General features: G+C 73.0%; 23 protein-coding genes. 5 read left to right on the top strand and 18 right to left on the bottom strand.

The genetic code is table 11. The features are described 5' to 3' along the window. Positions 1-40 precede the first annotated feature (40 nt). Genes OTB16_RS03545 through OTB16_RS03530 form a run of 4 tightly spaced genes read right to left on the bottom strand, consistent with a single transcriptional unit; the run spans position 41 to position 4,554 of the window. Positions 41-646, bottom strand: coding sequence for a hypothetical protein (locus tag OTB16_RS03545; RefSeq protein WP_267718311.1), 606 nt, complete (start codon positions 644-646; stop codon positions 41-43). Next, positions 633-2,276: a substrate-binding and vWA domain-containing protein gene (locus tag OTB16_RS03540; protein ID WP_267718310.1), complete on the bottom strand. Its 1,644-nt coding sequence runs from the start codon at positions 2,274-2,276 to the stop codon at positions 633-635. Before OTB16_RS03540 ends, OTB16_RS03545 begins: the two co-directional genes overlap by 14 nt. Next, on the bottom strand, positions 2,273-3,466 hold the full coding sequence (locus tag OTB16_RS03535) for a toxic anion resistance protein (protein ID WP_267718309.1): 1,194 nt from the start codon (positions 3,464-3,466) through the stop codon (positions 2,273-2,275). Before OTB16_RS03535 ends, OTB16_RS03540 begins: the two co-directional genes overlap by 4 nt. Beyond that, positions 3,463-4,554 carry a substrate-binding domain-containing protein gene (locus OTB16_RS03530; RefSeq protein ID WP_267718308.1) on the bottom strand — a complete coding sequence of 364 codons (1,092 nt, stop codon included), beginning with the start codon at positions 4,552-4,554 and terminating at the stop codon, positions 3,463-3,465. Before OTB16_RS03530 ends, OTB16_RS03535 begins: the two co-directional genes overlap by 4 nt. A 137-nt stretch (positions 4,555-4,691) precedes the next feature. Between OTB16_RS03530 and OTB16_RS03525 the strand changes: the two genes are divergently transcribed. Continuing rightward, entirely contained in the window at positions 4,692-5,174 is a 483-nt protein-coding gene (locus OTB16_RS03525; RefSeq protein ID WP_267718307.1) for a hypothetical protein, read from the top strand. Between the two features lie 68 nt (positions 5,175-5,242). On the opposite strand, the gene OTB16_RS03520 is transcribed toward OTB16_RS03525, so the two are convergent. The 4 genes from OTB16_RS03520 to OTB16_RS03505 all read right to left on the bottom strand — a co-directional run bounded on the left by OTB16_RS03520 (position 5,243) and on the right by OTB16_RS03505 (position 8,239). Beyond that, positions 5,243-5,635: an SCO4983 family protein gene (locus OTB16_RS03520; protein ID WP_267718306.1), complete on the bottom strand. Its 393-nt coding sequence runs from the start codon at positions 5,633-5,635 to the stop codon at positions 5,243-5,245. A 129-nt stretch (positions 5,636-5,764) separates the two neighbouring features. Then, positions 5,765-6,976, bottom strand: a complete 1,212-nt coding sequence (locus OTB16_RS03515) for a pyridoxal phosphate-dependent aminotransferase (protein ID WP_267718305.1) — start codon at positions 6,974-6,976, stop codon at positions 5,765-5,767. 301 nt (positions 6,977-7,277) lie between these two features. Further along, the gene (locus OTB16_RS03510; protein ID WP_267718304.1) at positions 7,278-7,877 is read right to left on the bottom strand and encodes a hypothetical protein; all 600 of its coding nucleotides are present in this window, start codon (positions 7,875-7,877) and stop codon (positions 7,278-7,280) included. After that, the gene (locus tag OTB16_RS03505; protein WP_267718303.1) at positions 7,874-8,239 is read right to left on the bottom strand and encodes a hypothetical protein; all 366 of its coding nucleotides are present in this window, start codon (positions 8,237-8,239) and stop codon (positions 7,874-7,876) included. The genes OTB16_RS03510 and OTB16_RS03505 overlap by 4 nt, the downstream gene beginning before the upstream one ends. 524 nt (positions 8,240-8,763) lie before the next feature. Here OTB16_RS03505 and OTB16_RS03500 point away from each other — a divergent pair. After that, positions 8,764-9,024 (top strand): GNAT family N-acetyltransferase, encoded by a 261-nt coding sequence (locus OTB16_RS03500; protein WP_267718302.1) that lies wholly within the window; start codon positions 8,764-8,766, stop codon positions 9,022-9,024. Here OTB16_RS03500 and OTB16_RS03495 read toward each other — a convergent pair. From OTB16_RS03495 to OTB16_RS03475, 5 genes are all read right to left on the bottom strand, one after another. Then, the gene (locus OTB16_RS03495; RefSeq protein WP_267718301.1) at positions 9,014-10,654 is read right to left on the bottom strand and encodes a transposase; all 1,641 of its coding nucleotides are present in this window, start codon (positions 10,652-10,654) and stop codon (positions 9,014-9,016) included. The two genes, OTB16_RS03500 and OTB16_RS03495, sit on opposite strands and share 11 nt — an antisense overlap. Then, positions 10,647-11,228, bottom strand: coding sequence for an IS607 family transposase (locus tag OTB16_RS03490; RefSeq protein ID WP_267718300.1), 582 nt, complete (start codon positions 11,226-11,228; stop codon positions 10,647-10,649). The genes OTB16_RS03495 and OTB16_RS03490 overlap by 8 nt, the downstream gene beginning before the upstream one ends. Positions 11,229-11,332: 104 nt before the next feature. Then, positions 11,333-11,713, bottom strand: a complete 381-nt coding sequence (locus OTB16_RS03485) for a DUF6083 domain-containing protein (RefSeq protein ID WP_267718299.1) — start codon at positions 11,711-11,713, stop codon at positions 11,333-11,335. A 63-nt stretch (positions 11,714-11,776) separates the two neighbouring features. Next, positions 11,777-12,031, bottom strand: a complete 255-nt coding sequence (locus OTB16_RS03480; RefSeq protein WP_267718298.1) for a DUF397 domain-containing protein — start codon at positions 12,029-12,031, stop codon at positions 11,777-11,779. Continuing rightward, positions 12,028-12,822 (bottom strand): helix-turn-helix domain-containing protein, encoded by a 795-nt coding sequence (locus OTB16_RS03475; RefSeq protein ID WP_267718297.1) that lies wholly within the window; start codon positions 12,820-12,822, stop codon positions 12,028-12,030. The genes OTB16_RS03480 and OTB16_RS03475 overlap by 4 nt, the downstream gene beginning before the upstream one ends. Positions 12,823-12,927: 105 nt before the next feature. On the opposite strand from OTB16_RS03475, the gene OTB16_RS03470 reads away from it, so the two are divergent. Then, entirely contained in the window at positions 12,928-13,332 is a 405-nt protein-coding gene (locus OTB16_RS03470; protein ID WP_267718296.1) for an ATP-binding protein, read from the top strand. 6 nt (positions 13,333-13,338) lie between these two features. Here OTB16_RS03470 and OTB16_RS03465 read toward each other — a convergent pair whose 3' ends face one another. Both OTB16_RS03465 and OTB16_RS03460 read right to left on the bottom strand, forming a co-directional pair. Then, positions 13,339-13,977, bottom strand: a complete 639-nt coding sequence (locus tag OTB16_RS03465; RefSeq protein WP_267718295.1) for a hypothetical protein — start codon at positions 13,975-13,977, stop codon at positions 13,339-13,341. A 33-nt stretch (positions 13,978-14,010) separates the two neighbouring features. Continuing rightward, entirely contained in the window at positions 14,011-14,457 is a 447-nt protein-coding gene (locus OTB16_RS03460; RefSeq protein WP_267718294.1) for a nitroreductase family deazaflavin-dependent oxidoreductase, read from the bottom strand. Positions 14,458-14,564: 107 nt separating this feature from the next. On the opposite strand from OTB16_RS03460, the gene OTB16_RS03455 reads away from it, so the two are divergent. Beyond that, the gene (locus OTB16_RS03455; RefSeq protein ID WP_267718293.1) at positions 14,565-15,563 is read left to right on the top strand and encodes a LysR family transcriptional regulator; all 999 of its coding nucleotides are present in this window, start codon (positions 14,565-14,567) and stop codon (positions 15,561-15,563) included. A 203-nt stretch (positions 15,564-15,766) separates the two neighbouring features. Here the strand turns inward: OTB16_RS03455 and OTB16_RS03450 are convergent, their stop codons facing one another. After that, positions 15,767-15,952: a hypothetical protein gene (locus OTB16_RS03450; protein ID WP_267718292.1), complete on the bottom strand. Its 186-nt coding sequence runs from the start codon at positions 15,950-15,952 to the stop codon at positions 15,767-15,769. A gap of 188 nt (positions 15,953-16,140) precedes the next feature. Between OTB16_RS03450 and OTB16_RS03445 the strand changes: the two genes are divergently transcribed. Then, on the top strand, positions 16,141-17,496 hold the full coding sequence (locus tag OTB16_RS03445) for a carbohydrate-binding protein (RefSeq protein ID WP_267718291.1): 1,356 nt from the start codon (positions 16,141-16,143) through the stop codon (positions 17,494-17,496). Between the two features lie 114 nt (positions 17,497-17,610). On the opposite strand, the gene OTB16_RS03440 is transcribed toward OTB16_RS03445, so the two are convergent. Beyond that, positions 17,611-18,618 carry a YdcF family protein gene (locus OTB16_RS03440; protein ID WP_267718290.1) on the bottom strand — a complete coding sequence of 336 codons (1,008 nt, stop codon included), beginning with the start codon at positions 18,616-18,618 and terminating at the stop codon, positions 17,611-17,613. A gap of 5 nt (positions 18,619-18,623) precedes the next feature. After that, positions 18,624-20,225: an N-acyl-D-amino-acid deacylase family protein gene (locus OTB16_RS03435; RefSeq protein WP_267718289.1), complete on the bottom strand. Its 1,602-nt coding sequence runs from the start codon at positions 20,223-20,225 to the stop codon at positions 18,624-18,626. Positions 20,226-20,233 lie beyond the last annotated feature (8 nt).

The following is a 20,233-nucleotide window of genomic DNA, read 5'->3' as shown; positions in this document are numbered from 1 at the left end:
GAACCCCCGACCAAGCGGTTCCCGCCGCCGCACCCGCCGATCAGGAGCGACCCCGGTCCTCCAGGTAGGTCGTGTGCGTTTGCTGACGGCGGACCTCCATCTCGTGGAGGTCCGCCGTTACGCGTTCCGCCTCCGCGACGAGCACCGCCAGCTGCCGCTCCAGGTGCCGTTCGGGGGACTCGCCGCCCGGCGACAGCCGCGTCCACCACCGCGTCCGGTGGTAGGTGTCCACGCACTCCGGGACGTCCGTGCGGACCGCCCGCGACAGCGCGTGCACCGCCTCCGGATCGGCGGCCAGCACCTCGGCCGCCCACCGCGGGTCGAGCAGCGCCGCGTACAGCTCCAGCAGCCCGGCCAGCGCCTCGCCCGCCGCCCGCGGCAGCTCCACCTCCGCCAGGTACTCCCGCAGGCGCCCGAGGTCCTCCCGTACGACGCCCAGCCGCTCGGCCGGGTCCGGGACCGCCGGCGGGGCGACCCGCTCGGGCGGGGCGATCAGCGCGCCCGCCCCGTACAGCCCGGCGACGACCAGCGGCCAGTACGCGCCGGCCGCGCCGGCCAGGGCGAGGCCCACCCCGGCGACCCCGCAGGCCGAGCCCGCCAGGTTCTTCCCCGACTCCAGGTAGCGGAGCGCCCTACTGGTAGCCACGGATCTCCTCGAAGGCGCCGTCCAGCGAGCCGTTGCCGTCGGTGGCGTCGAAGAGCCGCCCGCCCGTCAGCTCGGTGATGTGGGCCAGCTCCGCGCGGTCCGAGTCGCCGAACAGCACCGCGAAGACCGGCGTCCGCTTCCCGGCCTCGGGCAGCGCGGCGTAGAAGGCGTCGAAGTCCTTCGCCTTGTCCCCGCTGCGCCCGTCCGTCATCAGCACGATCGAGGTGAACGCGTCCGCGTCTTCCCGCCCCAGGTGCTGGTAGGCCGCCTTCAGGCTGCCGTACACGGCCGTGCCCCCCGCCGGCTGCAGCGCCCGTACGTCCGCCCTGATCGCGTCCAGGGAAGCCCCCGGATCACCCGGCTCCACGACGTGCGTCAGCACCTTCTTCACCTTGTCGCCGAACGGCAGCAGCGTCACCTCCTCACGGTCCCGGAACCGCTGTCCGGGCCCCGAACTCCCGCTGCCCGTCAGCTCCGTGAGCGCCGCCTTCAGCCGCCCGATCCGGTCCTCCTCGGCCATCGAACCCGAGGTGTCGAGGACGTACACCGTCCGCGAGGGCCGCCGCAGCTCGTTCTCGTAGCTCGCCAGCAGCCCGTCGGCCACCGACCGCGACCCGGGGAACGGCAGCTCCCGCCGCTTCTCCGCGTCCAGACCGGCCGCCGGAGCCACCCCGGCCGCGACCGGCCGCCGCAACGTCCGCTCGGTGATCGCCTGCTGCGCCTCGGGGCCGCGCAGCCACTCGGTCAGCGCCCGCCCCGACTCGCGGGCGCCGGCGGGGGCCGCGGTCAGCAGCGTCAGCGGGTAGTGGGCGGTGACCACTCCGTCGCGCGGCCGGACCACCGTCAGACCGGCCTGCGCGTCACGGTTCGCGGACAGCAGCACCGACTCGTAGTTGACCAGCGCGTCCACGTCCCCGCGCTTCGCGTAGGCCGTGGCGAGCCAGCCGGAGGAGCCCGAGGTCAGCTTCTGCCCGGCGAAGAACTCCTTCAGCCGCGGCGCGGCCGCCTTCACGTCCGCGTCGGTCAGCGCGGACTGCGCCCCCGACAGACCGGAGGCCACCGACACCAGCGCGGAGAAACCGGAGTTGGAGCGCACCGGGTCGGTCATCCCGTATGTCAGCTTCCCCGCGGCCACCGCCTCGTGGACCGCCGACCACGTGACGTCGCCGGGCTGCCAGCCGAGCCGGGCCAGCGCCTGCGGCTTCACGCCGAGGGCGACGGGCGAGGACATCACCGGGGTCTCGTTGGCGAGCTTTCCGGCCGCCTCCGGGCGCAGCCGCAGGTAGTCGTTGGAGGAGAGCCAGATCGCGTCGTACGCCCCGTCCGCCTTCCCCGAGGCGACCTGCTCGGCCGCGTCGAGCGTCCCCGACCAGGTCAGCTTCACCGTGACCCCGGTGGCCTTCTTCGCCCGGTCCAGCACCGGCTGCATGTCGGCCAGCTCGCTGGAGGCCAGGACCCGCAGGGTGCCCTCCTTGTACGCGGTGGGCTTCGACCCGCCGGGCCCTTCGGAGCCGCCGGGCCCGGCGGGGGAGGAGGAGGTGCAGGCGCTCGCCGCCACGAGGGCGACCAGCGCGAGGACGCGGGCGAGCGGGGCCCGCCGGAGCCGGCCGCCCGGCCGGGACGGGCTCATCGGGCACCGCCGTCGAGGACGCCCGCGGTGCGGGTGCGCGCCAGGTGGGCGGAGGCCTGCCGCAGTTCGTCCGCCAGGGACTCCACGGTGGCCGCCATGTTCTCCGTGGCCTGCGCCTTGAAGGAGTCGATCGCGTCGAGCGTCCGGTAGATCTGGGCGAAGGCCGTGCGCAGTGTCTCCGCGCCCACCGCCGGGTCGGCCGCGATCCGCTGGATCTCGCCGCTCTGCGTCGACAGCATCTCGGCATTGCCCCGGATCAGGTTCTCGGTGGTGCCCTTCAGTGCGTTGACCTGGTCGATCACCTGCCGCTGGTGCTCCAGCGCCGAGGCCAGCATCACCGCGGTCCGCAGCGCGGACACGGTGGTGGTCGCGGCCCGGTCGACGCCCTTGACCAGTTCGTCGTTGTTGCGGCGGACGACGTCCATCGCGAGGTAGCCCTGCGCGCAGACCGCCAGCTGCGTCAGCAGGTCCTGGTGCTTCTGCCGGACCGGGAAGAGCACGTCCGCGCGGAGCGTGTCGGCCTGGGCGGGGTCGGCCGCCTCCGCCGCGGCGATCCGCTGGACGACGGCCGCGTCCAGGGCCTCGGTGAGGACCGCGTGCTCCTGGAGCCGGCCCATGGTCTCCCACAGGCGGGTCCGTTCGGTGTGCAGGGCGGCGTTGTCGCGGCGCAGTTCGTCCTGGCCGCCGCGGAGCGCGCCCACGATCCTGTCGAGGGTGGCCTGTGCCGAGGCGTACGCGGCCACGTGGTCGCGGAACCGGTTGCCGCCCGGCAGCTTCGCGAGGAGCCCCCGCACCCCGGTGGCGGGCGCGTCCCGCGGGCCGAGGTCCTCGACGGTGCGCCGCAGTTCGACGAGGGATCCGGCCACCCGGGCCTGGGCGTCGCCGCCGCCCGCTCCGGAGGAGCCGAGGGAGCGTACGGCGCGCTCCAGCATCCGGTTGGACTGCTGGGCGGCGGAGCGGACGTCGGCGGAGCCGAGCCCGGCGATCTCGCCGATCCGCTGCGCGAACTCGGGGGAGCGGGCGTCGAGCCCGGCGAGCGAGCCGACGTACTCCCCGGCCCTGCGGGCCATCTCCTCGCGGACGCCGTCCTGGAGCGGGACGAGGCCGGCGGCCTGCTCCCGGCGGACGGGGGCGACGGGGTCGGGTGCGGTGAGGACCAGCGGGGCGTCCTCGGGCGGTGTCAGTGTCATGGTGTGTCCCCCTGGCCCTTGGCGCGCGCGGCCAGCGCCATCAGGTTCTTGACGGTCGGGGTGCCGACCTGGCGGATGCCGGTCAGCCCCGGGTTGAGGTAGTCGGTGTGCTGTGCGGTGGCCGCGGTGAACGCGGGTACGCCGTCCTGCGGGCGGAACCCGTGGCGCAGGGCCAGGTCGCGCAGGCCGGGATCGGTGGCGAGGAGGGTGCCGAGGTCCCGGGCGGCGTCGCTGATCGGCACGAAGGTGTGCGCGGTGTTGACCGTGGTGTCCGGGTACAGCACGTCCATGTCCTGGGGCTGCTGGCCTTGCAGGAGCATGGCCGCGACCTGGGACTCGTACACGAGGATGAGCGGTTCGCCGCTGCCGCTGATGAAGGCCCGGAACGGGGCGTCGGTGCTGGGCTCCAGGGCGCCCTGGACGGAGATCAGCTTGTGCATCAGGGGCGCGGTGCGGTCGATGGCGGCGTCGTCGGCGACGAGGTTGCCGCCGTTGGCCACGGTGGAGGCGGCGGCGAGGAAGAGCGCGCCGGAGTTGGAGGTGGCCGGGTCGGTGGTCTTGACGAACACCGTGCCGGTCAGTTCGGCGTGGGCGGCGGAGCCGGTCAGCTGCTGCCAGGTGCGGTCCTCGCCGGCGGCCTTGAGGAAGGGGCCCATGAGGAGGGTCCCGGAGTTCTTGCCGGTCCGCTTCGCGAGGCCGTTGCCGACGAGGACCTCGGCGGCGTTGCCGCGGGCGATGACGACGAGCGGGGAGTAGAAGGGCTTCGTCTCCTGGGCGCCCTTCACGCCGGCCGCGGCCGCGATCTCCTTGGCCGGCTCACTGCTGCTGGGGAAGGCGAAGTCGTAGTCCTTGAGGGCGAGTTGGTCCATCGCCCAGGAGCCCGAGGTTTCGGCCTTCACGGTGTAGCCCTGTGCGGCAAGGGCTTTGACGACGCCGGGGTCGCGGAAGAACTCGGACTTCTCCGACCCGATGACGCCGCGCACGGTCTTCGTTGCCGTGGGTTCCGGGCTCTGCCCCCTGGCGAGGACGACGGCTGCGACGCCGCCGATCAGGAGGAGGCCCAGGAGGATTCCTAGGATGCGTCTCACGAGTGCAGCGTGCTCGCGGAAACCCACATTCCACGGCGGGTTAAATGAACGTCAGGTGTCCAGGCGGTCCCACTTCGAAATGCTGTGTGGGCCCGTGGGTGCTGGTGGGAGGGGCGGCGGCCCGGGAAGATCGTCGCATGAGCGTGAGCGCGTTGAAGTGGCAGGGCTGGCTGGTCGGGCTGGTGACGCTGGCCGGGCTGCTGGTGTTCGCCCCGCTGGCGCTGTACGTGTGGGCCAGCGGTGGCGGACCGAGCGGGGCGGCGGCGCCGCGGGCCGCCCTGGAGGACGTACGGGTCACCGGGTGCCGAATCGATCCGGCAAGCCGGCGGGTGGTGGCCGCGGTGGAGGCGGCGGGCCGGCCCGAGGGGCTGGGCGCGTACGTGGTGACGGTGGAGTTCCGCGACTCCGCGCAGGCCCGGCCGGGTGGGCGCACGGCCCGCTCCCTGGTCCGGATCCCGGGAGTGGCACCGGCGGCGACGGAACACGCCGAGGCCCTGGGCCCGGTCTGGCCCCCGGAGTCGGTCCCGTGGTGCGGCGCGGCGGAGGCGACGTTCACCCCGGATGCGGGGGCGGACGGGAGGGTCACGCCGGGTACGGCGGTCACCCCGGACGCCCCCTGAGCGAAGGGGGCGATCCCGCAGGGGTATGGCGCCCGGTCCGGAGCCTCCGCGGCCCCGGACCGGGGCCGTCAGTGGGCGCCGGCCAGGTCCAGGGACTCCAGGGCGGCGGCGTGGGCGTCCATGCGCTCGGCGGCGAGGATCGCAGCCGTGGTGTCGGCGCGGGACGCGGCGACGAGCAGGGCGCGGGCGGCGAGGTCGTGGGCGCGCTGGTGCAGGGCGGCGGCGGTGTCCGGGGCTCCGCGGAGGGCGGCGCGGGCCGGCGCGGTTCCGCGCAGGCGCTCCACCTGGCCGGCAATGCGGGCGGCGGCCTCGTCGAGACCGAGCTCGTCGGTCACGGCCAGCAGGGCGGAGAGGTGGCCGGCGAGCTGGATGTCCAGGGCCTCGTTACGGCTGCTCCGCGGGTATCCGGCCCGGTTGCCGCCCATGCGGACGACCGACTTCGTGCGACTCGGTTCGTACATGGAGGCCTCCTGCGTGGGTCAGGGGACCATCCTACATTGGAATGCGTCTAAAGTTGAGTTCGATCCTGACATGTGGGCACGCCCCCGCGGGGGACCGGCCGGGCCCCGGCCCCGCCCCGCCGGGTCGCCCTACGTCTGGCTGTAGCCGGCCAGGAAGTTCCCGATCCGCGTCACGGCGTCCGCCAGGTCCTTCGCGTTCGGCAGCGTCACGATCCGGAAGTGGTCCGGGTCGGGCCAGTTGAAGCCCGTACCGTGCACGACCATGATCTTCTCGGCCCGCAGCAGGTCCAGGACCATCTGCCGGTCGTCCTTGATCTTGTAGACGGACGGGTCCAGGCGCGGGAACGCGTACAGCGCGCCCTTCGGCTTCACGCAGGTGACGCCGGGGATCTGGGTCAGCAGGTCGTAGGCGACATTGCGCTGTTCCAGGATGCGGCCGCCCGGCAGGACCAGGTCCTCGATCGACTGCCGGCCGCCCAGTGCGGTGGCCACGGCGTGCTGCGACGGCATGTTCGCGCACAGTCGCATGTTGGCCAGGATCGTGAGGCCCTCGATGTACGAGGCCGCGTGCTTCTTGGGGCCGCAGACCGCCATCCAGCCGGACCGGAACCCGGCGACGCGGTAGTTCTTCGAGAGCCCGTTGAAGGTGAGCGTCAGCAGGTCGGGCGCGATGGCGGCCGTGTTCGTGTGGGTGGTGCCGTCGTAGAGGATCCGGTCGTAGATCTCGTCCGAACAGACGATCAGGTTGTGGCGGCGCGCGATGTCCGTGAGCCCGCGCAGCATCTCGTCGTCGTAGACGGCGCCGGTCGGGTTGTTCGGGTTGATGATCACGATGGCGCGGGTGCGGTCGGTGATCTTGCGCTCGATGTCGGCGAGGTCCGGCATCCAGTCGGACTGCTCGTCGCAGCGGTAGTGCACGGCCGTGCCGCCCGCGAGGGAGACCGAGGCCGTCCACAGCGGGTAGTCCGGCGCCGGGACCAGCACCTCGTCGCCGTCGTCGAGCAGGGCCTGCATCGACATCTGGATCAGCTCGGAGACGCCGTTGCCGAGGTAGACGTCCTCGACGTCCAGTGCGATGCCCTTGGTCTGGTAGTGCTGCATGACCGCGCGGCGCGCGGAGAGCAGCCCCTTCGCGTCCCCGTACCCGTGGGCGGTGCCCAGGTTGCGGAGCATGTCCTCAAGGATCTCCGGCGGGCACTCGAAGCCGAAGGCCGCGGGGTTGCCGGTGTTGAGCTTGAGGATGCGATGACCTGCTGCTTCGAGCCGCATCGCCTCTTCGAGGACGGGTCCGCGGATCTCGTAGCAGACATTGGCGAGTTTCGTTGACTGGATCACCTGCATGACGGGAGCTTACGGGCCCCCGGTGCGGCCTGTCCCCGTCATTCCGAGGGAAGGCCGGAGGGGGATATGTCCCGTTTCGGGCAATGGGTGGGTCGGGGTGAGGTCCACCCTTGGAATCCGGGGTCGGCCCCGCGCCCCGGCCTGCGGAATGGGTGGGGCCGGGCGGCACGCCGCGGAACGTGTTGCGCTCGTCACCTCCGGGCGCCCGCACACCCTCCGGAGTGGTGGCCCTACGGTTCGCGGCGCCCCGCGCCGTCGGGGCGGGCCGACGGCGCGGCACGGCGGCGCCCCTCAGGAGACGTCAGCCGCCGGTCGGTACCGGCGTGGTCGCGGACCAGAAGCCGTCGTGCACGTCCGGCCGCTGCGGGTAGGGGGTGGTGCGCTTCGGGGTGTTCGGAGTGGTGGTGGGCTCCTGGACGCCGGTGTCGTCCAGGCAGGGTGTGGCGGCTTCCAGAAAGAACTGCCCCTCACCGGCGACTTCGACGGACAGGCTGTAGCCGCCGGGGGTACTGGCGAAGATGGCGGGGAAGGTCGGGCTCGTGTTCACGTTGGTGATCTTGTAGCCGTGTTCCTTCCAGGCCCGTTCGATGATGCCCAGCAGGGAGCCCCGGCGCTGCTCGGAGACGATCGTCAGGATGAGGATGGTCCGGTTGGCGGATGCCGTCCCCGTGTTCCCTCCCGATGCTGTCGTGCAACCGGCATTGGAGGACGAGCCGTGGTTCCACTTCAGTTCCGGCTGTACGGCGGCCAGGGTCTCCTGGAGGATGGCGTCGGCGCGATCGGCGTCCTGCTGCAGCGGCAGGGTGTTTTTCCTCTTCGCGGATCCGTCGTCGGCGCCCAGCCCGCAGCCGGCAAGAGTCACCAGGGTGAGCAGTGCGACCGCGCTGCGGGGTGGCTTCATCGGTGTTCCTCGGTGGTGATGTCCTGGGCGTGGCCTGAGATGATCCGTGGGATGTTGGACGCGGAGTCCTTGTCCTTGTTGGGGTTGAAGTAGTTTGAGTGGGCGTCCATGGGGCCGCCACCCTCGATGAGGGGCACTGGTCCGTCGTCGACGAGGAAGCGGTTGGCGCCGAAGTCGCCGTGTGCCGGATCCGTGCCGAAGTAGATCTGACTGTCGTCGCTGACCGCGTCGGCCACGACGAAACCGTGCACACCGCCCCCGACGCCTCCGATGACGGCCCCGCCCACGGTACCGAGGGGACCGAGGGCCGACCCCACCACACCCCCGGCCACGGCGCCCGCTCCCGCACCACCCAGCATCACGCCTGACTCATGCCCGCCGGTTCGCCGAACAGCGCCTGCCAGCGCGTGGGCAGTGCCGCCTCTGTGCTCATGTGGTGTGCCGCCCCTCCCGTGGCGCCTCCGGCGCCGCCTGCCCTGTACGTAACCAAGCGACGGGTCTCGAACGCAAACTCGGGTGGCGAACATCCGGGGGGAGAACCCCTGTTGGATTGTGGTTTGCACGTGGATGGGCAAGGGCCTGGTGGTCGGTTCCAGCGAGGCGTTTCAGCGAACGCCGGGAAGGGCGGCAGTCTCGGCCGCATGCGCTACCGACACGCCACCGAAGCCGACGCGCCCGCCATGGCCGCGCTCTTCGCCGCCAACCACCACGACGCCCTGACGGAGGAGCAGCGCCGCGCCCAGGGCTTCGTACAGGGCGTGTTCGGCGAGGAGGCGCTGCGCGCCATGGCCAGGGCCGGGGAACTGCTGGTGGCGGACGACGCGGGCCGGGTGGCCGGGCTCCTCGCCTCTCGGCGGCGGCCGACCTCCCGGACCCGCCCCCGCCGGTGCGCACCCTCCTCGACGCCCAGGACGTGCTGCGCTGGCAGGGCCGCCCGCTCCGCAAGGTGCACTGGCTGCTGTACGGCCCCGTGGTGGTCGACGCGGCCTTCCGGGGCCGGGGCGTGGCCCGCGGCCTGTTCACGATGGCCGTCGCGGTAGCGGCGCAGGCGCGCGCCGAGGCCGTCGTCGCGTTCATCGAGGCGGGCAACGCGCCGTCCTGGCGGGTCCATGTCGACGGCTTCGGCATGACCGTTCCTACTCAGTGAGCAGGAGTGAGTCTTGAACCCATTCCTGATCAGATGGGACATCCCGAACGGTTTTGGGTGTCCTGGTCGCCCGCGTTCTCGTTGTCCCCGTTCGGTCTTCCAGCTTGGTGCTGGGGTCCGTGGCGGGGTGGCGGGTTTCCTCGCGTCCTCGGGTTTCCGGTCCGGCCTGGACGGTCCGATGCCCACGACGATCGCTCTGGTCGTCGTGGGGCGGTGCCGTCCGTCGCCGGATCGGATGCCCGAGGGCACGTCGTCCGATCGCGATGCCGGCGGCATCGTGACGGGACATCTTGCGGCGCGGGGTGAGCAGCGGCTTGCGCCAGTGCTCGGCTCCCCACATGGAGGTGTAGGCGGGGTCCACGGCGATGATCGCCAGGCCCTGCTCGGCGGCCATCGACACCAGGCGGGTGCGGAGTTTCCCGGTGGGGATCCCGGAGATCAGCTGACGGAACTTCTTCCGCCGGCCGTGCTTCTCGCGGGTCTTCTCCGCCCCGAAGTCGAGGTTCTCGATCGCGATCGCCTTGGCGCCGCACTTCTTCGCCCAGTGCAGGACTTGGGTGATGGCGTGGCGGACCTGGGCATCACGGTTGCCGGCGCTGCCGGACAGGTCGTAGAAGAACTGGTGGGGGTCGCCGATCGGGTTGCCGTGGACGTCGAGCCGGTAGGCGGCGAAGTGATCGGCGTTCGTGTCGACGCCGACCATCCCCGCGGCGCGGGCGGTCTCCAGCGGGACCGTCTGGACGACGGGCTTCTGCCACGAGGCGGTCAGGTACCAGCGGCCCCGGGCGACATCGAGGTGGATGCGGTAGGCGACCGCCCGGTTGCCCTCCACCCGGTCACGCCACTCCGCGCCACGGTGCGGGAACGCGACCTTCGAGGCGAGGACGTACCGGCCGCGGGGTGCGTTCGCCAGGTGGGCAAGCGGCGCGGGAAGGTTGACGGAGACCTCGCCGTCGGGGCTGACGCGGATCGTGTCGTTGCCGTAGCGCTTCCCGGACTCGCCGTCTGCCGACAGGAACCAGCGCTCGGCCTCCCACCGCTCCCGCCACTGGGGTTCGGTGAGCTTGGCTGCGGCCAGGTTGTTCCGGGTGTTCAGCAGCTTCCGGCCGCCCCGCACGACGCGGACGACACCGGCTTCCCGCTCGGCGCGGGCAACATCGAGGCGGTGCTCCAGCACGGCCAGGCGGCGGGTCTTGTGGAACCACTCACTCTTCGACCGGTAGCCGCCCGCCGCCCGCTTGGTGCCCTTCTCCCCGAGAGGCTGCGACAGGCGGTGCATCAGCGTACGGACACCAGCCTCCAGGCTCTGAATGTGGGCGAGTTGGCAGCGGCGGGAGAGCGCCCACTGGTCGTGGGTGGCCTTCGTGATCGACCCGGCCCACCGCGACGACGACTCCGCCGTCAGGTCCCGCTTACGGACCGCCCACGACTCGGAAGAGTGCTCCTGGCCCTGGGCGCAGCGCACGGCCAGGTCACGGGATGCGAGCCGGCCGAGGTGCTCGCCGACCAGGCGCAGTACCTTCTCGTCGCCGGGCGTCAGGTGCTTGAGCCGGTCGCGTATCGCGACGCCGGACGGGCCGAGTGCGACGAACGGGGCGTCGATGGTGCGGAGTTTCTTCTTCTCACTCACCTTCGGCCGCCGCTTCCAGCGCCTTGCGGGCCCGGTTCTTCGCCGACCGGCGGCCGTACAGGCGGGCGCAGAACGACGTCAGTACCTCGACCATGTCGCGGACCAGGTCGTCCTCGACCTCTCCTTCGTCCAGGACCACCAGGCGGCGGCCGTGCGCCGACAGAGCGGCCTCGACGAGCTCCACGTTTATCCGGCCGAGGCGATCCTTGTGCTCGACCACGACCGTGGTCACCTTCGGATCGGCCAGCAGCCGGCGCACCTTGGACCGGGCTCCGTTCGTTCCGGACCCGACCTCGGACTCCACCCGCACGACACGGTGACCGGCCTTCGCCGCCCACGTCGCGAGCCGGGCGGTCTGCCGCTCAAGGTCCTGCTTCTGATCGTGCGACGAGACCCGGGCGTACAGGCCCACACCATCAGACCCGACAGGCGGCGCGGAGTTCGCTTCCACGTTCACCAGGATCGTGCGCGGCCCCACACGCGTCGCCGGAACCGGCAACGTGCCCTCGCGGAACCAGCGATAAGCGGTATGCGGATGCACACCGTTCGCCTTCGCCCACTCCTTGAGGTTCATACGGAGATCATAACGCCAACTTAAAGGCAGTCATGCACACTAGAGTTGACTACACCGCGAGCAGTTCAAACCTCGCTCGGCGACTACGAGGCCGGGGGCCGCACCTACAGCGCCGTCGCGGCCCCCGCCGGGGACGCGACGGCCTGAGCGCACACGTCGAAATGGCTGACCCGGCAGGTGTCCGAGGGGATCGCCCGGCCGAGGTTGAGGGCGGTGCCGTCGCCCGCGATGCGCCAGCGCTTGCCCTCCGGTACGAGGTGGCAGGGCGCCTCGCCGGGCTGGATCAGAATCCACCGGCCGTGGACCGTCCGGTGCCAGTACGCGGCCTCGCCGCACCGCCGGCACACCGCCTGCCGCCCCTCGCGCGCATCGGGCTGCCGCTGCCGGCCGATGGTCACGAGGGTGTCCGCCAGTACCTGCGCGAGCAGGAACGGCCCGTTCTCACTGCGCCGGACCCGGTCCCGCTCGTGGGTGTTTGTGTTCAACTGTCCCCCTTCCCCGCTCTGTTGATAGCGGTTCAGGGGGCTGTCAGGCCACCGTTACGGTGATCAATCCCCCGAACGGGTGGCGACCCCGCCGAGGAACACGCCCCAGGCGTCCGCAGGCACGGAGAACCGGGGCCCGGCCGCGCCGAGCTTGGTGTCCCGGACGTGGACGGTGTGGGGGCAGGCGGCGACCTCGACGCAGTTGCTGCCCTGGTCGTCGCTGTACGTGGACTTGTGCCAGTCGAGGGCGACTTCGACGCAGTTGCCGCCCTGGCCGTCGCTGTAACTGGACTTGAACCACGTCAGATCGTTGCTCATAGCTCCTCCGCGAGTCTCTTGATGAACTCCGCCGACTCCGCAGCGCTGAGGGCGTTGGTTCGGATCATGCCATGGGCCTGTGTGAGCGCGCTGACCTTGTCCCGGTGGGAGTACATGGCGCTGGTCTCCTGGCCGTCCGCCCAGGCCCAAAGCTGATGTTCCGGCGTTTCCAGCAGGATGATCGGACCTACGAGCGCGACACCGGGGCACTTGCTCTTCGGCAGTACTTGGATGGATACGTTTCGCAGGTCGGAGAGCTTCAGCAGGTGCGCGAGCTGCCGTCGCATGGCGTCCGGGCCGCCGACCCCCGTGAGCAGGGCCGACTCGTTGACGATGAAGCTGTAGACGGTCCTGATCCGCCGCACCATCGCGTGTTGGCGTTCAATGCGCGCACGGACCCGTTCGTCCACGGTCTCATCGTCCAGGAGTGGGCTGCTGGAGCTGATCAGGAGGTGTGCGTGCTCTTCGGTTTGAAGCAGGCCCGGGATCAGCAGCGGCTCGTAGTTGTTGAAGGCAAAGCACTCCGCCTCCGCTGCCATGAACTCCTCCGACCGTTTCGGGAACGGCTCCGGTTTCATGTACTCGGCGACCGCCACCAACTTGCCGCCCGCCCCGAACAGCTGGTCCGCCGTCCGGAGCAGCTGCATCGTCGGGCGCCTGCGGCCCAGTTCCATCGACTTGACGGTCTCAGGGTCGTAGTTCGCCTCGGCCGCCAGTTCCTCCCGGCTCTTGCCCGCCTCCGTGCGCCACAGTTTGACCTGGTTGCCGCCGTACCGCCATGCCTCGGTCATTGGTCCGTCCGCCCCTCCTGCCACCGGTACCGCGCGTGTACAAACGACCCCCGTCTACGCGCCGTTGCTCGCCCGGCCCCTACCCCGGCCGCCACCGTATGGACCATGGATCACCCCATCGAGTGGCGCTACCCCCGCGCGCCCATCAGCGTCCCCCGCGCCCGTGCCTGTCTCGCCGCCCAGGCCCGGGAGTGGAAGTTGCCGGACGAGACCGCCGAGACGGCCGTCCTGCTGCTCAGCGAACTGATGGCCAACGCCTGCTGGCACGCCCGCGTCCCCGGCCGGGAGATCTGGGTGCGGTGCCTGTACGACGGGGAGCGGCTGCGGGTGGAGGTGCTCGACGCCGGGCGGGAGCTGCCCGTCCCGCGGGAGCCCCGGCCGCTGGCGGAGTCCGGGCGGGGGCTGGGGATCGTGGCGGCGCTGGCGGAGGGCTGGGGGGCGTACCCGAGGGAGTGCGGGATCGGGAAGGCGGTGTGGTTCGAGCTCGCCACGCCGCCGGACGGGACGTGAGCCCCCCTAGGACCGGCCCCGGCCGGCCGGGCGGCACCAGGCCGTTCCCGCCGCAGAGGCCGCGAAGGCCGGCAGCAGGACCGTGATCAGCACGGGCAGCCAGCCGGGGACCAGGCCCCGCGTGCCGAGCGGGCCCGTGCAGGTCGTCTGCGGCGGGAACGCCGTCCGTCCGGCGGTCTCGGCGGGCCGGCACGACAGGACCGGCGGGGAGGCCAGCGCGTACGCGACCACCAGCAGCGCCCCCGAGACGGCGGTCAGGACGCCGAAGCGCCGCCGCGACCCCGGGCGGCGCAGGTGGGCGAACTCCAGGGCGAACGCGCCGAGCAGCAGCAGGAGCAGGACGGCCTGGAAGAACCACCACACGTACGCCAGGGCGCCGATCGCCGACAGCTCCGTACCGTCCGGGTACACGCAGGTGTCGTCGTACGGGAAGACCGTGCCCTCCACGCGGAAGGCGCCGCCGGGGCCGATCATGCCGTGCGAGCAGCGCTCGACGTGCTCCGAGACCTCGGTGACCAGGACCGTCAGCAGCCACAGCGGGACCATGACCGCGAGGACCGTGGCGAAGGCGAGCCACGCCCCGCTGGGGGACGGGAGCGCGGTCCAGGCCCGTATGCGGTCGCGGGCCGTTTCGGTGGCGTACATGCCAGGAGCCTAGGGGGCTGCGGCCCGCACCGGTCAGAAGGGTTCCAGGACGACCAGGGGGATCTCCCGGTCCGTGGCCACCTGGTCCTCCTCGTACGCGGGCCACAGGCCGGTCATCAGGTGCCAGTACGTCTCCCGCTCCGCCCGGCCGGCCGTGTGGGCCGTGGCCCGGCGCAGGGTCGCGCCGGCCTGGAAGCGGACCTCGGGGTGCGCGGTGAGGTTGCGGTACCAGGCGGGGTGGTGCGGGGCGCCGTAGCCCGAGGCCACCAGGATGATGCGGCCCGCGTCCTCGCCGTAGATCAGCGGGGTGCGGACGGCGCGGCCGGTGGCGCGGCCGGCCGTGGTGAGGAGCAGGGTGTGGACGCCGTGCCAGAGGTGGCCGTCGGCGCCGACGGAGGCCACGTAGGCGCGTACGTGGTCGAGCTGCGGGCCTGGTCGCGGGTCCACGGGGTGGTCCCAGTCGACGTCGAGTGCGTGCATTCACCTGTCCTTTGGGTCGTGGCCCCCGGGCGGCTAACGAGCATTCACCGATTCTGGATGCGGCCGACCCGTAGCGCCCGCCCACTGGTCTGAACCAAGCTCGTGACATGGACCTGGAGCTGAGGCACCTCAAGATCGTCAGGGCCGTGGCGGACGCCGGCAGCCTGACGCGGGCCGCCACCGCGCTGGGGATCGCGCAGCCCGCGCTCAGCACACAGCTGAAGCGGATCGAACGGGTGCTGGGCGGGGCGCTGTTCGTACGCGGACGGGAGGGCGTACGGGCCACCCCGCTCGGGGAGCTGGTGCTGGACCGGGCCCGCGTCGTGCTGCCCGCCGTGTGCGAACTCCAGGAGGAGGCGGTGCGGTTCGCCCGGCAGGGCGCGGACGGCTACCGGCTCGGCGGGACGCACGGGCCGCTGCTCGGCGGGCTCGTGGACCGGCTGGCCCGCGAGGAGCCCGGGGTACCCGTGACCACGTACACCTCCTGGTCCGAGAAGGACGTCGCCGGCAGCGTCGCCGACGGGCGCCTGGACTTCGCGCTGGTCGGGGTCTGCGGGGAGAGCGCGCCGCCCGAGCCGGGGCGCCTCGCGTGGATGGAGGTGGCGCGGGACGCGGTGTACGTGATGCTCGCCGAGGACCATCCGCTGGCCGCCCGGCGGGAGATCGACCTGGCGGAACTGGCCGCCGAGGCCTGGACGGACGTGCCGGGCGACGGGTGCTTCGGGGACTGTTTCGCGGCGGCGTGCGTACGGGCCGGGTTCACGCCCGCCTGCGTCTACGAGACCGACACCGCCTCCTGCGTGCACCTCGTGCAGGTCGGGCGGGCGGTCGGGCTGTGCCGGGCCACCTTCCCGGTCACCCCGGGGGTGGTGGCCCGGCCGCTGGCCGGGACCCCGCTGGTGTGGCGGCACCTGCTGGGGTGGCACCCGGCGGCGCGGTCGGCGGGCCGGGCCGCCGACGTACTGGAGCACGCCCGGGCCGCGCACGCGCAGGCCCTCGCCGGCTCGGCCGGGGCGGCGGACGGCGTCGGGGGCCCGGTCGCGGCCGGACCCGGCGACGGGCTGGCGGCCGCGGCGGCCACCCCGGCGGCCCGGCCCGCCCGGTGACGGCCGGGCGGTGACGGCCCGCCCCGTGACGGACCTCCTGGCTGCGCGCTGACCGGCCGGCCGGCCGTGCGCTGACCCGGCCGTGCGCTGACCGGCCGGCCGGCCGTTCGCCGCCCGCCGGGGTCGGCCCCGGCGGGCGTACGCGAAGGCCCCGGGCCGGGGGCGACCCGGGCCGGGGCTGTTCGCGGCATCCGCGTCGAGCGCTACGGCAGGTAGCGCTCGATGACCTGCGGACCCTCCTTCTCGATCATCTGGCGTGCCTTCTCGAGCCGCTCCGGAGTCGGCTCCATCCCGCGCACCATCACGAGGTCTTCCGGGTCGTACGGCCGCTCGCCGCCCGAGAAGAGCCGGTCGGGCCGCTGAGGCTGCTGATCCGCTGCACTGTCCATCGCGTACCTCCTCCGATGCCCCCTGGGGCCATCCTGCGGCGGCCGCCCCATGAACGCACCCCGGGGCGGGTCCGGCCCGGCGGCCCGCCCCGGGCATACCGCCGGGGGAGGGGCCAACCGACAGCTCCCGTACGGTGGTTCGGGTTTCTACGGTTTCGGTTACCCCCACCGAACCGAGGAGATCCCCCATGCTCAAGCGACACGCCCGCGCGGCGTGTACCGCCCTGGCCGCCGCCGGGCTGCTGCTGGCCGCGGCGGGCGGTGCCACCGCCGGCCCCGCCCCTGAGACCGCCGCCCCGGCCGCTTCCGCCGCGGCCACCCTCCGGACCGCCGAAGCGCCCTCCGAGCTGCTCGCCGCCCTGCAGCGGGACCTCGGCCTGACCCCCACGCAGGCCAAGGCCCGACTCGCCCACGAGGCCGAGGCGGGCGCCACCGCCGCCCGGCTCCGGGACCGGCTCGGCGCCGCCTTCGCCGGGGCCTGGGTGGACGGCGCCGACTCCGCCACCCTCACCGTGGCCACCACCCGGGCCGCCGACACCGCCGCGATACGGGCCGCCGGGGCCCGGGCCGCCGTCGTCACCCGGACCCTGGCCGACCTGGACGCCGCCAAGGCCGTACTGGACCGGGCCGCCGACGCCGGAACCCCGGTCCGGTACGCCGACCCGCGCACCAACCGCCTGGTCGTCGAGGAGACCCGGGCGGGCGCGGCCGCCCGGCTGCTGGCCGCCACCGGCACCGACGCGGCCCTGGTCACCGTGGTCCGTACGGCCGAGGCCCCCCGCCCGCTGTACGACCTGCGCGGCGGAGACGCCTACTACATGAACGGCAGCGGGCGCTGCTCCGTCGGCTTCCCGGTCACCAAGGGCACGGTGAACGGCTTCGCCACCGCCGGGCACTGCGGCCGCGCCGGCACCACCACCACCGGCTTCAACCAGGTCGCCCAGGGGTCCTTCCAGGCCTCCGTCTTCCCCGGCAACGACATGGCCTGGGTCGCCGCGAACGCCCAGTGGACCGCCACCCCGTACGTCAAGGGCAGCGGCGGCGCGAACGTGCAGGTCACCGGCTCGGTGCTGCAACCCGTCGGGTCCTCCGTCTGCCGCTCCGGCTCGACCACCGGCTGGCACTGCGGAACCGTCCAGCAGCACAACACCAGCGTCACCTACCCCGAGGGCACCATCTCGGGCGTGACCCGTACGACGGTCTGCGCCGAGCCCGGCGACTCCGGCGGCTCCTACATCTCCGGCAGCCAGGCCCAGGGCGTCACCTCCGGCGGCTCCGGGAACTGCTCCAGCGGCGGCACCACCTTCTTCCAGCCGCTGAACCCGATCCTGTCCGCGTACGGCCTCACCCTCAAGACCACGGGCAGCGGCCCGGGACCCGGCCCCGGCGACCCCGAGCCGGGCGGCACCTGGAAGGCGGGCACGGTCTACGCGACCGGCGCCTCCGTCACCTACGGCGGCGCGACCTACCGCTGCCTCCAGGGGCACCAGGCCCAGACGGGCTGGGAGCCGCCGGCCGTCCCCGCGCTCTGGCAGCGCGTCTGACCGGCGCGCCCCGCCCGGGGACAGGGGGCGCCGTGGCTGCCAAGGGGGGAGTCACGGCGCCCCCGCGCACGTCCCGGCCCGGCCCCCGGGGAACGCTCACGTACATCCTCACTGTCAGGCGGCGAACGTCGCCGCCATCCCGGCCGCCACCAGCAGCCCGCAGATCCCCAGGTTCACCGTCCGGTGCTCCCAGAACACCGCGACGAACTCGCGCAGGGTGGCGCTCGGCCAGAAGTACCGGGCCGTCGGCGAGCCCACCACCTGGCCGTTGACCCCGGCCTTGCGGGCCATCATCGCGGCCCGGAAGGCGTGGAAGTTGTTGGTGACCACCACGCACCGGTAGCCGGGGTCGTCCGCGCGCATCAGCTCCCGGCTGAACTGCATGTTCTCCTCGGTCGTCGTCGACCGCTCCTCCAGCGCGACGTGCTCCGCCGGGACGCCCTCAGCGATCAGCCAGTCCGCCATCGCCCGCGCCTCGGACACCTTCTCGTCCGTCCCCTTGCCCCCCGAGACCAGCAGCACCGGCGGGCGGCCGCCGCGGGCCAGCTGGGCCGCGTAGATCTGCCGGCCCTTGCGCAGCCGCGAGGCCAGCAGCGGCGGGACCTGGTCACCGCAGACCAGGCCCGAGCCGAGCATGACCACGTGGTCGACGTCGCCGCGGACCTTGATCCGGCCGTAGAGGTAGGCGTAGCCGAGGAAGCACATGAAGATGAAGGAGACGTAGGCGGCGACCGCGCTGACGACCGCCGCGACACCGGTCACCGCCGTCGAGTCGAAGGCCCCCGCGGCCGCCACCAGCGCGATCACCGCGAAGATGCCCAGCCCCGCCAGCATCGACAGCAGGTTGGGCAGGTAGGCGCCCTCCTTGCGGACCATGGTCACCCCGTTGGCGACGAGGAACACGCCCAGCGCCAGGATGCCGAGGGCGGGCAGGCCGAACACCACCAGCAGCACGACCACCCCCGCCCAGCCGGGCAGCTTGTCCACCTGGAGGAGCAGGCCGGACGACAGGGTGAGGAACGTCAGGCCCAGCAGGACGGCGTTGCGGAACCTGCGGCGGTCGTTGCGGGCACTGACGCAGAAGGAGAGGAAGAAGAGCGTGGCGAGGGCGAAGGCGACCATGCCGTTCATCGTATGGGGCGGCGGGGGGCCGGCGCGGGGCCGCCCCGTACCGACCGACCTGCGAGGACGTCCGTCCGACGGCCCTCGTGGATCACCGGCCTGCCGTCGATGAACACGTACGGGATCCCGGTCGGCAGGACGCGCGGACGCTCGTACGTGGACCCGGCCGCGACCGTGGCCGGGTCGAAGAGGACGAGGTCGGCCCGGAAGCCCTCCCGGACCAGGCCCCGGTCGGGCAGCCGCAGCCGGGCCGCCGGGCGGCCGGCGAGGTGCGCGACGCACTCCTCCAGCGAGAGCACCCCCAGGTCGCGGACGTAGTGGCCCAGGTAGTGCGGGAAGGTGCCGTAGGCGCGCGGGTGCGGCTTCGCGCCCTGGAGGATGCCGTCGGAGCCGCCCGTGTGGACCCGGTGGCGCATGATCGCCCGGACGTTCTCCTCGTGGCCGACGTGCTGGAGGATCGTCGGCGCGAGCCGGTCGTCCAGCAGCAGCCGCCGGGCCGTGTCCCAGCCGTCGACGCGCCGGCCGACGTGCGCGGCGGCGAGGGCCGGGTCGCCGACGCCCGAGATCTCGATCGTCGACCAGTCGACGGGCACCCCGTGACAGCCGTCGGCCCCCTCGACCTCCAGGGCGTGGCGGATCCGGGCGGCCACGGCGTCGTCGCGCAGCCGGGCCAGCACCGCCTCGGGGCCGCCCTCGTTCGCCCAGCTGGGCAGCAGGGCGACCAGGGTGGTACAGCCCGGGGTGTACGGGTAACTGTCGAGGGTGATGTCGCAGCCCTCGGCCAGGGCCGCGTCGAGGAGCGCGAGGAGTTCGGGGGCCCGGCCCTCGTTCTCACCGAAGTTCATGGTGGCGTGCGCGAGGTGCAGCGCGCAGCCGGCCTCCCGGGTCAGCTCGATCATCTCGGCGTACGCGTCGAGCGCGCGGTGGCCGTAACTGCGGTGGTGTGGGCAGTAGTAGCCGCCGTGCCGCGCCACCACCCGGCACAGTTCGGTCAGTTCGGCGCCGTCGGCGTACATGCCGGGGGTGTAGGTGAGACCCGAGGACATGCCGACCGCGCCCTGGGCCAGGCCCTCGTCGACGAGCTCCCGCATCCGGTCCAGCTCGGCGGCGGTCGCGGGCCGGTCGTCCCAGCCGACGGCGTACGCGCGGACCGTGCCCTGGGGGACGAGGTAGGCGGCGTTCACGGCGATGCCGCGGCCGCCGTGGGCGTGGTCGAGGCGGTCCAGGTACCCGCCGACGGTGCGCCAGTCGAAGTCGACGTCGTCGCCGGGGCCGTTCCAGCCCGCGATGGCCGTGCGGACACCGGCGAGGGTGCGGTCGTCGGCGGGCGCGTACGACAGGCCGTCCTGGCCCAGGACTTCGAGGGTGACGCCCTGGGCGGCCTTCGCACTGTGGTCCGGGTCGCGGAGCAGGGCCAGGTCGCTGTGGGCGTGCATGTCGACGAAGCCGGGGGCGAGGGCGAGGCCGTGCGCGTCGAGCGTGCGCCGCCCGCCGCCCGGGATCCGGCCGATCGCGGCGATCCGGCCCCCGTGCACGCCGACGTCGGCCGTGTACGAGGGCCCGCCCGTGCCGTCGACGACGCGGGCCCCGCGGATGACGAGGTCCATGCGGCCGC

Origin of the sequence: Streptomyces antarcticus (assembly GCF_026627255.1) — a bacterium.
GTDB lineage: Bacteria > Actinomycetota > Actinomycetes > Streptomycetales > Streptomycetaceae > Streptomyces > Streptomyces antarcticus.
Note: the sequence above shows the minus strand (reverse complement) of the source record. Positions and strands in the feature narration are given on the sequence as shown.

Excerpts from the sequence above, each read along its gene's own strand:
- OTB16_RS03515 (WP_267718305.1), bottom strand. The coding sequence starts at position 6,976 with ATGCAGGTGATCCAGTCAACGAAACTCGCCAATGTCTGCTACGAGATC.
- OTB16_RS03465 (WP_267718295.1), bottom strand. The coding sequence starts at position 13,977 with ATGTACGCCACCGAAACGGCCCGCGACCGCATACGGGCCTGGACCGCG.
- OTB16_RS03520 (WP_267718306.1), bottom strand. The coding sequence starts at position 5,635 with ATGTACGAACCGAGTCGCACGAAGTCGGTCGTCCGCATGGGCGGCAAC.
- OTB16_RS03475 (WP_267718297.1), bottom strand. The coding sequence starts at position 12,822 with ATGACCGAGGCATGGCGGTACGGCGGCAACCAGGTCAAACTGTGGCGC.
- OTB16_RS03470 (WP_267718296.1), top strand. The coding sequence starts at position 12,928 with ATGGATCACCCCATCGAGTGGCGCTACCCCCGCGCGCCCATCAGCGTC.
- OTB16_RS03510 (WP_267718304.1), bottom strand. The coding sequence starts at position 7,877 with ATGAAGCCACCCCGCAGCGCGGTCGCACTGCTCACCCTGGTGACTCTT.
- OTB16_RS03435 (WP_267718289.1), bottom strand. The coding sequence starts at position 20,225 with ATGGACCTCGTCATCCGCGGGGCCCGCGTCGTCGACGGCACGGGCGGG.
- OTB16_RS03540 (WP_267718310.1), bottom strand. The coding sequence starts at position 2,276 with ATGAGCCCGTCCCGGCCGGGCGGCCGGCTCCGGCGGGCCCCGCTCGCC.
- OTB16_RS03535 (WP_267718309.1), bottom strand. The coding sequence starts at position 3,466 with ATGACACTGACACCGCCCGAGGACGCCCCGCTGGTCCTCACCGCACCC.
- OTB16_RS03525 (WP_267718307.1), top strand. The coding sequence starts at position 4,692 with ATGAGCGTGAGCGCGTTGAAGTGGCAGGGCTGGCTGGTCGGGCTGGTG.
- OTB16_RS03440 (WP_267718290.1), bottom strand. The coding sequence starts at position 18,618 with ATGGTCGCCTTCGCCCTCGCCACGCTCTTCTTCCTCTCCTTCTGCGTC.
- OTB16_RS03450 (WP_267718292.1), bottom strand. The coding sequence starts at position 15,952 with ATGGACAGTGCAGCGGATCAGCAGCCTCAGCGGCCCGACCGGCTCTTC.
- OTB16_RS03460 (WP_267718294.1), bottom strand. The coding sequence starts at position 14,457 with ATGCACGCACTCGACGTCGACTGGGACCACCCCGTGGACCCGCGACCA.
- OTB16_RS03490 (WP_267718300.1), bottom strand. The coding sequence starts at position 11,228 with ATGAACCTCAAGGAGTGGGCGAAGGCGAACGGTGTGCATCCGCATACC.
- OTB16_RS03455 (WP_267718293.1), top strand. The coding sequence starts at position 14,565 with ATGGACCTGGAGCTGAGGCACCTCAAGATCGTCAGGGCCGTGGCGGAC.
- OTB16_RS03480 (WP_267718298.1), bottom strand. The coding sequence starts at position 12,031 with ATGAGCAACGATCTGACGTGGTTCAAGTCCAGTTACAGCGACGGCCAG.
- OTB16_RS03445 (WP_267718291.1), top strand. The coding sequence starts at position 16,141 with ATGCTCAAGCGACACGCCCGCGCGGCGTGTACCGCCCTGGCCGCCGCC.